Annotated in this window: 19 protein-coding genes and 1 pseudogene; all 20 read right to left on the bottom strand. The window is 41.3% G+C overall.

The features are described from left to right. Positions 1–33: 33 nt before the first annotated feature. The 20 genes and pseudogenes from ACWYN3_RS03730 to ACWYN3_RS03635 all read right to left on the bottom strand — a co-directional run bounded on the left by ACWYN3_RS03730 (position 34) and on the right by ACWYN3_RS03635 (position 13,858). Positions 34–537 (bottom strand): condensation domain-containing protein, encoded by a 504-nt coding sequence (locus tag ACWYN3_RS03730; RefSeq protein WP_456222877.1) that lies wholly within the window; start codon positions 535–537, stop codon positions 34–36. Further along, entirely contained in the window at positions 519–1,067 is a 549-nt protein-coding gene (locus ACWYN3_RS03725; protein WP_456219917.1) for a condensation domain-containing protein, read from the bottom strand. Before ACWYN3_RS03725 ends, ACWYN3_RS03730 begins: the two co-directional genes overlap by 19 nt. Next, complete coding sequence (locus tag ACWYN3_RS03720; RefSeq protein ID WP_456222876.1) at positions 1,060–2,880, bottom strand: non-ribosomal peptide synthetase; 1,821 nt, start codon at positions 2,878–2,880, stop codon at positions 1,060–1,062. The genes ACWYN3_RS03725 and ACWYN3_RS03720 overlap by 8 nt, the downstream gene beginning before the upstream one ends. Then, positions 2,860–3,048, bottom strand: a pseudogene (locus tag ACWYN3_RS03715) (condensation domain-containing protein); the annotation flags it as partial. The gene ACWYN3_RS03720 and the pseudogene ACWYN3_RS03715, both read right to left, overlap by 21 nt. A gap of 16 nt (positions 3,049–3,064) precedes the next feature. Continuing rightward, positions 3,065–3,574: a condensation domain-containing protein gene (locus ACWYN3_RS03710; protein WP_456219916.1), complete on the bottom strand. Its 510-nt coding sequence runs from the start codon at positions 3,572–3,574 to the stop codon at positions 3,065–3,067. Beyond that, positions 3,565–4,056, bottom strand: a complete 492-nt coding sequence (locus tag ACWYN3_RS03705) for a condensation domain-containing protein (RefSeq protein WP_456219915.1) — start codon at positions 4,054–4,056, stop codon at positions 3,565–3,567. Before ACWYN3_RS03705 ends, ACWYN3_RS03710 begins: the two co-directional genes overlap by 10 nt. A gap of 4 nt (positions 4,057–4,060) precedes the next feature. Further along, positions 4,061–4,417, bottom strand: a complete 357-nt coding sequence (locus tag ACWYN3_RS03700) for a hypothetical protein (RefSeq protein ID WP_456219914.1) — start codon at positions 4,415–4,417, stop codon at positions 4,061–4,063. Between the two features lie 24 nt (positions 4,418–4,441). Beyond that, entirely contained in the window at positions 4,442–4,573 is a 132-nt protein-coding gene (locus ACWYN3_RS03695; RefSeq protein ID WP_456219913.1) for a hypothetical protein, read from the bottom strand. 8 nt (positions 4,574–4,581) lie between these two features. Continuing rightward, entirely contained in the window at positions 4,582–5,574 is a 993-nt protein-coding gene (locus tag ACWYN3_RS03690) for a non-ribosomal peptide synthetase (RefSeq protein ID WP_456219912.1), read from the bottom strand. Further along, a complete protein-coding gene (locus ACWYN3_RS03685; RefSeq protein WP_456219911.1) occupies positions 5,571–6,563 on the bottom strand; it encodes an AMP-binding protein in 993 nt (330 codons plus the stop codon). Before ACWYN3_RS03685 ends, ACWYN3_RS03690 begins: the two co-directional genes overlap by 4 nt. Continuing rightward, positions 6,538–7,047: a condensation domain-containing protein gene (locus tag ACWYN3_RS03680; RefSeq protein ID WP_456219910.1), complete on the bottom strand. Its 510-nt coding sequence runs from the start codon at positions 7,045–7,047 to the stop codon at positions 6,538–6,540. Before ACWYN3_RS03680 ends, ACWYN3_RS03685 begins: the two co-directional genes overlap by 26 nt. Next, the gene (locus tag ACWYN3_RS03675; protein ID WP_456219909.1) at positions 6,972–7,550 is read right to left on the bottom strand and encodes a condensation domain-containing protein; all 579 of its coding nucleotides are present in this window, start codon (positions 7,548–7,550) and stop codon (positions 6,972–6,974) included. Before ACWYN3_RS03675 ends, ACWYN3_RS03680 begins: the two co-directional genes overlap by 76 nt. Beyond that, positions 7,487–8,590, bottom strand: a complete 1,104-nt coding sequence (locus ACWYN3_RS03670; protein ID WP_456219908.1) for a non-ribosomal peptide synthetase — start codon at positions 8,588–8,590, stop codon at positions 7,487–7,489. The genes ACWYN3_RS03675 and ACWYN3_RS03670 overlap by 64 nt, the downstream gene beginning before the upstream one ends. Then, positions 8,511–9,227, bottom strand: coding sequence for an AMP-binding protein (locus ACWYN3_RS03665; protein WP_456219907.1), 717 nt, complete (start codon positions 9,225–9,227; stop codon positions 8,511–8,513). The genes ACWYN3_RS03670 and ACWYN3_RS03665 overlap by 80 nt, the downstream gene beginning before the upstream one ends. After that, the gene (locus ACWYN3_RS03660; protein ID WP_456219906.1) at positions 9,224–10,090 is read right to left on the bottom strand and encodes a condensation domain-containing protein; all 867 of its coding nucleotides are present in this window, start codon (positions 10,088–10,090) and stop codon (positions 9,224–9,226) included. Before ACWYN3_RS03660 ends, ACWYN3_RS03665 begins: the two co-directional genes overlap by 4 nt. Before the next feature lie 8 nt (positions 10,091–10,098). Further along, a complete protein-coding gene (locus tag ACWYN3_RS03655; RefSeq protein ID WP_456219905.1) occupies positions 10,099–10,413 on the bottom strand; it encodes a condensation domain-containing protein in 315 nt (104 codons plus the stop codon). A 137-nt stretch (positions 10,414–10,550) separates the two neighbouring features. After that, positions 10,551–11,009 carry a condensation domain-containing protein gene (locus ACWYN3_RS03650; protein ID WP_456222875.1) on the bottom strand — a complete coding sequence of 153 codons (459 nt, stop codon included), beginning with the start codon at positions 11,007–11,009 and terminating at the stop codon, positions 10,551–10,553. A 92-nt stretch (positions 11,010–11,101) separates the two neighbouring features. Continuing rightward, positions 11,102–12,064, bottom strand: a complete 963-nt coding sequence (locus tag ACWYN3_RS03645) for an amino acid adenylation domain-containing protein (RefSeq protein WP_456219904.1) — start codon at positions 12,062–12,064, stop codon at positions 11,102–11,104. Positions 12,065–12,075: 11 nt separating this feature from the next. Further along, on the bottom strand, positions 12,076–12,561 hold the full coding sequence (locus ACWYN3_RS03640) for an AMP-binding protein (protein WP_456219903.1): 486 nt from the start codon (positions 12,559–12,561) through the stop codon (positions 12,076–12,078). Then, complete coding sequence (locus ACWYN3_RS03635; protein WP_456222874.1) at positions 12,545–13,858, bottom strand: condensation domain-containing protein; 1,314 nt, start codon at positions 13,856–13,858, stop codon at positions 12,545–12,547. Before ACWYN3_RS03635 ends, ACWYN3_RS03640 begins: the two co-directional genes overlap by 17 nt. Between the last annotated feature and the right edge of the window lie 203 nt (positions 13,859–14,061).

Here is a 14,061-nt window from a genome sequence, read left to right as displayed (position 1 = left end):
GGTCTCTTTCTTTGAGCTGAAATAACTGATCCTCTATTCTTTCGAAATATTGCTTCCAGTTATCTTTAAATCCCCTTTGTGGAATCTAAAAGGAATACTGTTTAAAAAGCAGCCTAAAAGCTGATCCCCATCTTCCTGGATCGGTCTGTTATTGGTAATTAATCCTACCGTCAATTCATCATCATAAGTCAGCATCCCCAGCGAAAGCAGGTAAGCACCAAAGAAAAGACCTTTCAGAGAGATCTTGTCCTGCTTTAGTTTTTCCTGTAATAACTCAAAATAGGCAGGTTCACAGCTCCATTGACAACGTTGAAGATCTGGTTCTTTCGAAAAGATATCCAGTCGTTTATAACCGGATAGTTCCTGTTTCCAGAAGTTTTGATCCACATCCTTTTTCTTTGCGATCAGACTCTCAATAATAAAATCTTTATAGCTACCCTGAAGCGGAACCAGACTAACGTTTTCTGGCTCAGCAAGCAAGCGCTTACACAGCTTATATAACTCTGTATTTAAAGATGCTACACTCCAGCCATCCAGAATGGCATGATGAAATTGAAAGATAAGAATGTATATTTTTTATGTCCGAAAACACTGGCTTTCCATAACGGTGCCCTGGTTACATCAAACGGGTTTTTACGCTCCTCAACAAGGTATTCTTCTATAGTATCTTTTAATTTTTGTCCGTTTATATATTCAATATTGAAATAATCAATATCAAATTCAATGCTTTTATAAACTACATGCAAATCTTCCAGCGCCTGGGGAAAAGCAGTTCTCAGTATATTGTGCTTTTGAATAAGCAGGGTAAATGCTTGTTTAAGCACAACAACATCCATTTCTTTAGGCATTTTCAGCACAAACTGATCGTGATAAAGTGCCTCCTCCGGATTTAATGAAGAAATGTAAACCATTCCACGCTCAATATCACTCATTGGATAGATATCTTCGATCTGATCTGCATCAGGAAAATTAAGCAATGCCGTGTTTTTAAGTTGTTCCAGTTCCTCCTTTACTTCATTATAGATTTTTACCTGAGCCGCGTTACCTGCGGTGTCCTGATCAATCAATCAGGGCCGATAAATCTAAAATCGTATTCGCTCTGTAAACATCAAAAACCCGTACTTCTTTTCCAAAAACATCAGCTATTTTACTCACTACCCTGATTACCCGGATAGAATCTCCACCCAGCTCAAAGAAGTTATCAGCTATACCCACTTGCTCAATTCCTAACAGATCCTGCCATATACCAGCAAGTTTCTTTTCTGTTTCATTGCGCGGAGCAATATATTCTTTACTGCTCAATTCTGACACATCAGGATCTGGCAGGGCTTTACGGTTTACTTTACCATTAACAGTCAGCGGAATTTCTTCCAGTGAAACCCATAAAGCAGGTACCATGTATTCAGGTAAATGGATTCTCAGGTGTTCCTGAATTTCTTTCTTATCTAAAACACCTTCCGCTACCACATAACCTACTAAACGTTTATTACCCTGGTTATCAGTTTTGGCCAATACGACACTCTGACGCACTAACCCACTTTGTTCCAGTACACTTTCTATTTCACCAAGCTCAATCCGGAATCCCCTGATTTTCACCTGATCATCAATACGGCCAAGATACTCAAGGGTTCCATCGGCATTCCAGCGGGCAAGATCCCCGGTACGGTATAACCTGTTTCCTGGTAATAATGGGTGTTCAATAAATTTCTCTGCGGTCAGCGTTTCGCGGTTCAGGTAACCTCTGGCTACCCCGGCACCGCCAATATAAAGTTCACCAACTACCCCAATTGGAGAAAGATGCTGGCTACTGTTAAATATATAAGCCTGCAAAGTAGGGATCGGTTTACCAATTACACTTTGACTGCTTTGAATATGAACCGGTAATAATTCCTGAAAGGTTACGTGAACGGTTGTTTCCGTAATCCCATACATATTGATTAAACGACAGGCTTTATAAAGCTCACTCCATGGTTTCAGTTTACTCGGGTTCAAAGCTTCACCGCCAAAAATAACATAGCGGATAGCTACTTCAGATGCATTTTTTGTCAGGTAATCCTGCAATACATAAAACGAAGAAGGCGTCTGATTAAGAACCGTCACTTTTTCATCCAGTAACAACTTGCCAAACAAGGTCGTGTCCTGTGTGGCAGCTTTGGGCACCACAATCAGTTTACCTCCATAAAACAATGCACCGTACATTTCCCATACCGAGAAATCAAAACAGAAAGAGTGGAACATTGTCCAGACATCATTTCCGTTGAAATCATAAAGTGGTATATCAGTCTCAAATAAACGGACTACATTGAAATCTTCGATGATTACGCCTTTAGGACGACCAGTTGAACCTGAGGTATAAATCACATAGGCTGCATTTTCGGGAGAACGTCCTGACTCAAATGAAGCTACAGACTCTGCACCGATCAGTTCCTGATCTGTATCCAGTTCAATCACATCACCGCTAAACTTTTTACATACCCTAAGCGTGTTGCTATGACTGATCACCAGCGATGCACCTGTATCTTCAATCATGTAACTTACACGGTCTTCGGGGGGTAAGACGGGTCCATAGGAAACATAAGCCCCGCCCGCTTTCAGAATGCCCAATATAGCCACAATCATATCCAGGCTTCTTTCTAAACAGACCGGTACCAGTGTTTCTGCCTGAACACCTTTACCACGCAGATAATGTCCTAGCTGGTTAGATTTTTCATCCAGTTCACGATAAGTTAATTGCTCATTTTCATAAACTACAGCTATTGCGTCCGGTACTCTTTTCACCTGTGCAGCAATCAGATCAGTAATGGTCGTATCCTGCGGATATCCCACTGCCAGACCACTAAACTCATCTAACAATACTTGTTCTTCCCGATCTCTCAACATCCGCAGCGACCCGATATTCTCTTCTGGATTAGAGATAATCGCATGCAGCAGTTCTTCATAATGGGCGATGAATGTCAATATCGTTTCTTCTTTAAAAAGATCTGTGCAGTATTCTGCGGATAAAGATAACCCCTGCTCATTTTGACGCAGGTTAAAAGTCAGATCAAACTTGGCTGTAGTATAGTCAGTTCAGGTCTTCTATAGAAACCTGCAAATCGCCCAGACTTAAAGAACTATCCGGCGTATTTTGTAAAACAAACATCACCTGGAACAAAGGTCCGCGGCTCATGTCTCTTTCCTTTACGATTACATCCACTATTTTCTCAAAAGGGATATCCTGATGATCATAGCTATCCAGCAAGGTGTTTTTTACCTGTTTTAGTAATGCTGCAAACGTTGGAGTTTCACTCAAATCACTGCGAATAGCCAGTGTATTGATAAAATATCCAACCAAATCTTCAACTTCACGACGCAGCCTTCCTGCAATTGGTGTACCTACACAAATATCATCCTGACCACTGTGACGGTGTAATAATACCTGAAAAGCAGCCAATAAGGTCATAAACAAAGTTACATCCTGTTTTCGGCTCAGCTCATTCAGCTGTCCGGAAAGTTCCTTACTGAACACTTTTTCTATAACAGCACCACGGGTACTTTGTATTGCTGGTCTTGTAAAGTCCGTAGTTAGCTGCAAAGGTTCCAGCCCTGCAAGTTGTTTTTCTTCCAGTATGCCTGCTGTTTGTGCAGTAAATCTCCTGAAATATATGTTTTTTGCCAGATTGCATAATCAGCAAATTGTATCGCCATTGGGGCTAAATCAGGGGTCGTATCCTTGATATAAGCATCATACAATACAGACAGTTCTTTCACAATAACAGATAACGACCAGCCGTCTGATGCAATGTGGTGCATCACAATAACCAGCAATGCTTCATCTGCCGTAACCTGAAACAAACCAGCACGCAGCATAGCATCCGCTGACAGATCAAAAGGGCGATCTATGAACTCTTTAACTAATAGCTCCTGATTAAATCCCGCCTCTTTATTAAATATGGACAATTTCCATTGATCAGCTTTCAGTACCTGCTGATAAGCAATTCCATCTTGTTCTCTGATCACACTTCTCAATACCTCATGACGATTGACTATCATTTGCAAAGCAAGCTCCAATGCCACATGGTTAACCTGACCATGTAAAAACGCGGATCGCAGGAATATGATAATGTGTACTTCCTTCCAATCTGTCTATAAACCACAAACTCTCCTGACTATAAGACAAAGGGATATGTGATGCATATTGACTTACTGGTATTACATTCTTGATAATAGGATGACTCTTTTGTGCAGGGCTATTATTTTTAAGATAAGTAACCAGCTGACTTTTACTGTTCTTTAATTCATCCCAAAACTCTTCCTCTATCTCTTCATCTTCCGAAGTTTCGACAATCAATTCATCGTCTTCGAGGAATATTTCAATTCCCATTGCATTTGCTCTATTTAATAATCCTTCTATATCTGTTAAATTCTGACTCAGCATTTCTAATAATTTTAAGATTTGTTATTACAATTTTACTCTCTTACGTTTTTTTGATTCTTCTGCCTGACGGCTGTCGATATATTGAGCCAGGGCATCAATAGTAGTCAGATCAAAGAAGTCTCTGATAGAAATAACTCTATTAAACTGTTCCAGCACGGCTGATGCTAAACGCGCATGATCAGCAGGGAATGCCCGCCCAGATCAAAGAAATCATCATAAATCCCCACTTGCTTAAGCTGTAGGAGTTCCTGCCAGATATGAGCCAGCTTTTGTTCTGTATCATTCCGTGGTGCAACATAAATCTGGTTAGAAAGTAAATCTCCATCTGGTTCAGGTAAGGCTTTTTTATCTGTTTTTCCATTCGCAGTCAATGGCAACTGATCCAGCCTGACCAGTACCGGAATCATATATTCTGGTAATTGTTCTCTCAGATAAGACAAAACATCTTCGCGGTCAGCATTCAGATCGGCAACAATATATCCAACCAGCCGTTTAATCCCCTGTTCATCAGATTTCGCCACAACAACACTCTGTTGTACCTCCGGATGCTGATTTAATACATGTTCTATTTCTCCCAATTCAATGCGGTAACCCCTGATTTTCACCTGGTCATCAATTCTTCCAAGGTATTCTATAACGCCATCAGCCAGACTTCTTCCCAGATCTCCGGTTTTGTACATTTTATTTCCCGGACGGAACTGATCTGCAATAAATTTCTCTTTTGTCAGCTCTTCTTTGTTCAGATAACCTCTGGACACCCCGATACCGGATACACAAATTTCTCCGGGTATGCCCGCCGGACAGGTTTGTCCATGGGCATCAAGAATATAGATTGACAAATTCTGTACAGTTTTTCCTAAAGGAACATTGCTGTTTTCGGGAGTACTGTCCATAAAGTGATGGGTAATATCATCCGAAGCCTCTGTTGGCCCATAAGCATTAACTACTGGAATATGTCCGTATTTTGGATGTGCAAACCATTGTGCTAACACAGATTGGCTTACTGCCTCTCCTGTAACCAGCAGATAATCAAGTTTCTGTAAATCTGCTTTAGGATTTTCCCGTAATACGGTGGCAAGATATGATGGCACCAGTTCCAGGATATTAACTCCATCGGTATCAACCTGATCAATCAGTGCTGCCGGTTCCAGAATCAAATCAAATCATACGGATAGATAACCGTTTGTCCACCAGTAAGCAGTGCACAAAACATCTGCCATACGGATATATCAAAAGTATAAGATGCGATATAAGCAACTATACTCTGCTCATCCATTTTCAGCGAATTAATCTTTGCATATAAGTGATTGAGCATTCCGCGATGTTCTACAAGGACACCTTTTGGCTTACCCGTAGAACCTGAAGTATAAATTACATAGGAAAGATCTTGCGAAGCAATGCTGTTTGTCGGTGAATAAACTGGTTGCTGAGCCAAAAATTCAGTTTCATCCAGCAAGATCACCTGCATTTTTTCAGGAAGAGCAGAACGGCTTTGCTGATCGCTGACCATCAAACTTATTCCACTATCTTCTATGATATAGTCCACGCGATCCTGAGGGTAAGATGGATCAATCGGAACATAAGCCCCTCCTGCTTTCCATATACCTAAAATCCCGGCAATCATATCCAGCGAACGCCCGATACAAATACCAACCAGATCATCAGCTTTTATGCCCTGACCGATCAGGTAATATGCTAACCTGTTTGCTTTTTCATTTAATTCCTGATAGGTATATTGCTGATCTTCAAAAACAAGAGCTGTTGCATCTGGTGTTTTGACTACCCATTCTTCAAACAGAGCAATCACATTACTGTAATCAGGATATATGGTTTGCTCACCGCTAAGCTGTAAAAGCAATTGATCAGCCTCGCCATTGGTCAGCATCGGTAATACACTAACCTGAGCTGAAGATTCCAGAACGATAGAACGAAGCAATTGTTCATAATGTCCAGCCATCCGGGCGATTGTATCTTCACGGAACAGGTCAGTACAGTATTCTATAGCGAGCGATAATCCATCCTTCCCTTCTTCCACCGTAAAGGTGATATCAAACTTAGCTACTGGCAGATGGATATTTTCTGTACATAGTGTCAGATCACCCAGTACTAATTCTGGTGCATCAGGTGTATTCTGTAAAACAAACATGACCTGGAATAAAGGGGTTATGCTTTTTATCACGACCTTTGACTACTGCATCGACTACTTTTTCAAATGGCGCATCCTGATAATCATACCCTTCCAGTAAGGTGCGCTGTAATTGCTGTAATAAATCATTAAATGAAAGTGATGCATTCAGCTGACCACGGATGGCGAGTGTATTCACAAAAAATCCAACCAGATCTTCTATTTCGTGTTGCGTTCTGCCTGCAACCGGTGTACCAATACAGATATCTTCCTGACCGCTGTAACGGTATAATAACACCTGGAATGCAGCCAAAAGTGTCGTATACAAGGTAGTTCCATGCTGCTGGCTCAGTACGTTAAGATCTTTATTTAAATCGTAAGGGATATTGAAATGCATCACAGCACCTTGAGTTCCCTGTACAACTGGTCTTAAAAAGTCAGTTGGTAATTGCAGTGTTTCCACTCCTGACAATTGCCCTTTCCAGTAATCCAGTTGCTTTTGCAAAACTTCATCTTTAAGATGAGTTCTTTGCCAGATCGCATAATCCTATATTGTACAGGTAATGGCGCAAGCTGAGCAGCATGTCCTTCTATATAAGCACTGTATAATTCTGATACTTCTTTGATCATTACTGTAGCTGACCAGCCATCAGAGGCGATATGGTGCGTAGCAATAACCAATAAATGCTCATCAGGGCCTATTTTACCTAATCCTGCTCTCAGCATATAATCAGCGGCCAGATCAAATGGCTGCTCAATAAATCCGATCATATCCGTTTGCAGGTCACCTGTGATATCAATGATTGATAACTCCCAGTTATCAGGTGATAATACCTCCTGATAAGGAATTCCATTTTTCTCTCTGATCACCGTACGCAGTACTTCATGACGACTGATAATTGTTTGAAGGGCATATTGTAAAGTATCCTGGTTTACATTACCTTTTAAACGCAATGCTCCCGGTATATGATAATGTATACTGCCTTCCAGTTTATCAATAAACCACAAACGTTCCTGGCTGAATGATAATGGCGTGTAAGCCTGAACGGTTGTACTGTAATAGCCGGTAAACTTACCTGATTCACCTGCCCCTGCATATGTACAGTCAATTCTGCAATAGTAGGATAGCTAAACACATCTTTTACGGCGAGTTCTGTGGACAGGTTTTTACGGATAGCCGCTATCAGACGCATCACTAATAAGGAATGTCCGCCCAGTGCAAAGAAATTATCGTGAATACCTACCTGGCCTGCTTTTAATAATTCCTGCCAGATGTTAACCAGTATTTTTTCAGTTTCATTACGGGGCTCAGCATATTCATTACCGGATAACAATTCACCTTCTGGTTCCGGTAAAGCTTTTTTATCTACTTTTCCATTAGCGGTTAGTGGTAACTCATCCAGCCTGATCAATACAGGAACCATATATTCTGGCAATTGTATTTTCAAATAAGATATAATGTCCTCATTGTTTGCAAAAACATCTTGATGAAGCAATGTAGTTCCTTCTTGAGCAACTACTTTTGAAGGCACAAAATAAGCGATCAAACGTTTTACTCCCTGCTCATCTGATTTTGCTACGACAACACTTTGCTCTACTTCGGTATGCTGGTTAAGGACATATTCAATCTCCCCCAGTTCGATACGATAACCGCGGATTTTCACCTGGTCATCAATGCGCCCAAGGTATTCAATGATACCTCCGGATAATGCCCGGCCAAGATCTCCGGTTTTGTACATTCTATTTCCTTTACGGAACGGATCTGCAACAAACTGCGCTCTGGTCAGTTCTTCCCGGTTCAGATAACCTCTGGATACACCAATACCAGATACACAAATCTCTCCGGGTACACCTAATGGACAGATTTGCCCCTGAGCATCCAGTATATAAATATGTAAGTTCTGTATAGTTTTCCCGAGGGGAACATTTGCCCCTTCAGGTGCACTATACATAAAGTGATGTGTAATATCATCCGAAGCCTCTGTTGGCCCATAAGCATTCACCACCGGAATACGTCCGTATTCCGGATGCGCAAACCATTGTTCCAATACAGACTGGCTGGCTCACTGCCTCTCCGGTTACCAGTAAATAACGTAACTTTTCAAGTCTTGCCGCCGGATTTTCCTGTAAAACTGCACCAAGATAAGAAGGAACCAGCTCCAGAATGTTAACCTGATCAGCTTCTACCTGTGCAATCAGCCCTGATGGTTCAAGAATCAGTGCTGCCGGATAAACCACGGTACAGCCTCCGGTCAGTAAAGCGCAGAACATCTGCCATACAGAAATATCAAAAGTATAAGAAGCAGTGAAAGCAATCACAGCCTCCTGATCAAGCTCCAGCGAATTTATTTTTGAATATAAATGGTTCAGCATTCCACCATGTTCTACCAGTACACCTTTGGGTTTACCTGTAGAACCAGAGGTATAAATAACATAAGAAAGATCCTGAGCTGTTATTTCATTTCCTGGTGAGCTAACGGAATATCCGGCCAGAACTTCAATTTTATCCAGTAAAATTACTTCTGCCTGTATAGCTGAAAGCGCTAAACTACTCTGCTGATCGCTGATCACCAGGTTTACACCACTATCATTTAATAAGTAATCAATACGTTCTGCCGGATACTGCGGATCAATAGGAACATAAGCACCTCCCGCTTTCCAGACACCTAATATACCAGTGATCATATCCAGCGAACGCCCGGTACAAAGACCAACCAGTTCATCTTTTTTTTCAAACCTTTACCCATCAGACAATGAGCCAGCTGGTTCGCTTTCTCATTTAATGCACAATAGGTATAAGACTGTCCTTCAAACAAAACGGCTATAGCGTCCGGTGTTTTCAAAGCCCATTCTTCAAACAGTGCAATCACGTTGCTTTCTTTCGGGTAAGCCGTTTCTTCACCACTCAGCTCTGCAAATAAAGAATCCGATTCAGCAGTGGTGAGCATCGGTAACATGCTGATTCCGGCAGAAGGTTCTGTCACAATAGCACGAAGCAACTGTTCAAAATGACCTGCCATCCGGGCGATAGTCTCTTCACAGAACAAATCAGTGCAGTATCCAATATTTAAGATCAGTCCTTCTTTTTTCTCAAAAACAGTGAAATACAGATCCAGTAATGCAGGGTTATAGACTACTGTTTCCTGTACAATAGTCAGATCGCCTAATTCAAAAGAAGGCATCTCAGGCATATTCTGTAAAACAAACATCACCTGGAATAAAGGATTTTTCCCAGGATCCCGGTTGCTCACTACAGTTTCCAGTGCTTTTTCAAAAGGCATATCCTGGTGCTCGTATCCTTCCAGTAAGGTTGTTTTTACTTTTTGCACCAAAGCGCTGAAAGATGGTTCTCCACTCAGATCACTTCGAATAGCCAGTGTATTGATGAAAAATCCTACCAGATCTTCTATTTCCTGCTGCGTTCTTCCTGCAACCAGTGTACCAACCGTAATATCCTGCTGACCACTGTAACGATACAATAACACCTGGAATGCACTTAGCATTGTCATAAACAGTGTTACCCCCTGCTGCTGGCTAAACTGATTCAACGCATCTGTTAAAAATCGCGGTCCATATTCATCATAAAGACATCACCAGCTGTACTTTGTATAGCCGGTCTTGGAAAATCTGTTGGTAACTGCAGGCTTTCTGCGCCCGCTAACTGACCTGACCAGTAATCCTGCTGCTGCTGTAATATTTCTCCTGCAATATGAGTTCTTTGCCATATGGCATAGTCAGTATATTGAACCGTTAACGGTTTTAATGACGCTGTATTTCCTGAATGATAAGCTGCATACAGTAAAGAAAGTTCCTGAATGATAATTGAACTTGACCAGCCATCTGAGGCAATATGGTGCATGACCACCACCAACAGATTTTTCTTCTTTATTGAACTCCATCAGGCCAGCCTTGAGCATATGATCTGCTGAAAGATCAAACGGATGATGAATAAATGAAGCTATGGCTTCATCTGTATCATTCGTTTTTTCAATAGCGGACAGTTTCCAGCTATCTATAGGCAACACCTGCTGATAAGCAATTCCTTCTTCTTCTTTTCATCACCGTCCGCAGTGCCTGGTGACGGTTAATAATTTCCTGCAATGCAGATTGCAATGCGTTTTTATCCAGTTTACCTTTTAAGCGTAACGCGGCCGGCAAATGGTAATGGGTACTTCCTTCCAGTCTGTCAATAAACCACAAACGTTCCTGACTAAAAGATAAAGGGATATGTGTTTGTTCTGGCTGTATCATAATCGCAGGTAAACTATTTTTATGAATTTTCCCCTGCATATAGACTGATAAACCGGCAATGGTTGGATGCGTAAACAGATCTTTAACAACCAGCTCTGCATTCAGTGTTTTACGAATTGCGGCAATCATCCTCATCACGAGCAAAGAATGTCCGCCCAGTTCAAAAAAGTTATCATAAATCCCTATCTGATCTGCTTTCAATAATTCCTGCCAGATATCAGCTAATCCCTGCTCTATTGCATTTCGCGGAGCTGTATAAACCGTAGTGTTTTAACAACTCACCTTCTGGCTCCGGTAAAGCATTTTATCTATATTTTTCCATTGGCCGTAAGCGGTAATTTATCCAGGATGACCAATAATGGCACCATATATTCCGGCAACTTTCCTCTCATATAAGAGGTAATTACTTCACGGTCTGCATCCGGTACAGCTACGATATAACCAACAAGACGCTGGATACCATGCATATCCGTTTTTGCAATAACTGTATTCTGTATCACATCAGGATGCTGATCCAGAACATGTTCTATCTCTCCCAATTCGATCCGGTAACCTCTGATTTTCACCTGATCATCTATACGGCCAAGGTATTCAATAGTACCATCTGGCAACCATCTGCCCAAATCACCTGTCTTATACATCCGCTCTCCCTCATGAAACGGATCTGCAATAAATTTTTCCCTGGTGAGTTCTTCCCTGTTCAAATAACCACGGGATACTCCAACACCCGAAACACAGATTTCTCCAGGCGCACCTAATGGACAAAGCTGTCCGATGGTATTCAATACATAAAGACGTAAATGCTGCACAGGTCTGCCCAATGGAACATTTACTCCCTCAGGAGCCGTATACATAAAGTGATGTGTAATATCATCCGAAGCTTCCGTTGGCCCATAAGCATTCACTACCGGAATACGTCCGTAATCCGGATGCGCAAACCATTGGGCTAACAGTGCCTGGCTTACCACTTCACCAGTAACCAGCAAATAACGCAGTTTATGCAGGTTTTCTTTAGGCTTTTCCTGTAATACAGCAGCCAGATAAGACGGAACCAGTTCCAGAATATTCACTTCATCTGCTTCAACCTGTGCAATTAATCTGCTGGGTTCAAGGATCAGACTGGATGAATAAATAACCGTACGTCCTCCGGTAAGCAATGCGCAGAAAATCTGCCATACCGAAATATCAAAAGTATAAGAAGCTGTAAAAGCGACTACAGCATCCTGATCTAACTTTAATTCATTGATTTTAGCATATAAATGGTTCAGCATTCCACGATGTTCTACCAATACGCCTTTAGGCTTTCTGTAGATCCAGAAGTATAAATTACATACGACAAATCCTTTGATGCTGCGATATTTTCTGGTGAGGTGACTGGTTGCTGCGCCAATAATTCGCATTCATCCAGTGAGATTATCGTTTCCTGTACGGAATCCGGAAGGCTCGTTCTGCTCAGCTTACTGCTGACAATCAGATTTACGCCGCTATCTTCCAGTAAATAGCTGATACGTTCTTCTGGGTTTGCCGGATCAATAGGAACATAAGCTCCGCCCGCTTTCCAGATTCCCAGTATACCGGTAACCATTGCTAATGACCGTTCAATACAAAGACCAACCAGCTGATCTGGTTTTACGCCTTTAATACGCAAGTAATGCGCCAGCTGATTGGACTTTTCATTCAGTTCACGATAAGTATAACTTTGATTTTCAAACACCACGGCTATGGTGTCTGCTGTTTTTACAGCCCATTTTTCAAACAAGCCGATCACATTGTTTTCCTTCTGGCCTATCCTTTGTCTTTTTTCTCGGTAAAACCGGCAGGTCAAATTGCTGATTATTAAAACTATGTAATAGTTCTTTTTCTTCAGGCGGCAGGATTTCAATAACAGCAGTATCCTGATCAAGATTTGCCCTGAACTGCTTTAAAATAAACAGCAGTCTTTGCGCCCATAATTCAATTTCTTCTTTTTTAAAATACTGGCTCTGGAAATCCACACGCATATCCAATGACTGTTGCGGCCCTGCATCCATCCAGTACAATTCGATCGGGAAAGAAAGACTGCCACTGAATCTTGGATTTATAGCTGCTTTTATTCCGGGTCCGAAATCAACATCAAAATCAATAGATGCATTATTGACAACGATTTCTAACAAAGCATCTTCTGCTGAGTTAAGGTTCAGGTCTCTGCTCAGGTCTCCTAATAAATAATGCTGATAACGATAGTCATGGCGCTGACCCGAGACAATCCCTTTGATCAGATCAGCCAGCTTCATACTGGGGTCATAACTACCTATAAAAGGCAGAATACCACTAAATGTACCTGTACCTGCTATATTCCGAACATTTTTGCTCCTTCTCCTTTGTGGAATCCCAAAAACAAATGTTGACTCGTCGCTGATCCTTGAATAATAAATCATCAGTGCAGCCATGGTCAATTGCTGATAATTGGCATTGGTACTGCTCACCAGATCTGCCAGTTCTTGTCTGGCAAGACCCGTGATGACAAACAGGCTTGCTTCTCCTTTATTTGCGGAAGCACCTTCCTGTCTGTATTTTCGTTGTAATAGTTTACCCGGAGCTTCTTCAAATCTCTTTTTCCAGTAAGCCCCTTCATCCTGGTATCTTTCTGAGGCATGGTATTCGGAAGCTTTTGTGATATCTTCTGCATAAGAAGCATAACTGAAAGAAACTTCCTGATTTTCAATAATGGATTTATATTTAGCTGCTACGTAATGGCTTACAGCGGACATTCCAAATCCATCCATCACCAAATGGTGATATCTGAAAAAGAACCAGTGTTCTTGCTCAGATATTTGAATCAGATACATGCTGATTGGCATCAGATCCTTTTTTAACTGATGTGTCAGCGAGAATTGCCCGAGCACCCATTGTTCGCAGTATTTTCTTTTATCTTCAATTGTGGCAAATTCTTCATTAAATTCTATTTCAGAAACTTGCAGACGAGTAAACTGATCATCTATGTAACCTGTAGGAACGGCATCGTTCAGATCAAATCTCAGTTTAAATGCATCAAATACCTCTGGCAGTGTATTAATGGCTTGCAGTAGTATTTTTTTTTTTTCTCTATAGGACCTGCTATCTTTAGATAACCGCCAACATTATAATGTGGACTTTCAAGATTAATTAATTGATCAATATATATATCTTTTTGAGAGGGATGCAGCGGTACAGCTTGGTATGACATTGATATCTTGGATTTATTGGGATACGAAATAAATTAGACATACAAAGAATGACAACGGTTATC

The sequence above is a fragment of the Pedobacter sp. NJ-S-72 genome (genome assembly GCF_053890575.1).
The sequence above is the reverse complement of the archived record's forward strand: the minus strand, read 5'-3'. Positions and strand labels throughout refer to the sequence as shown.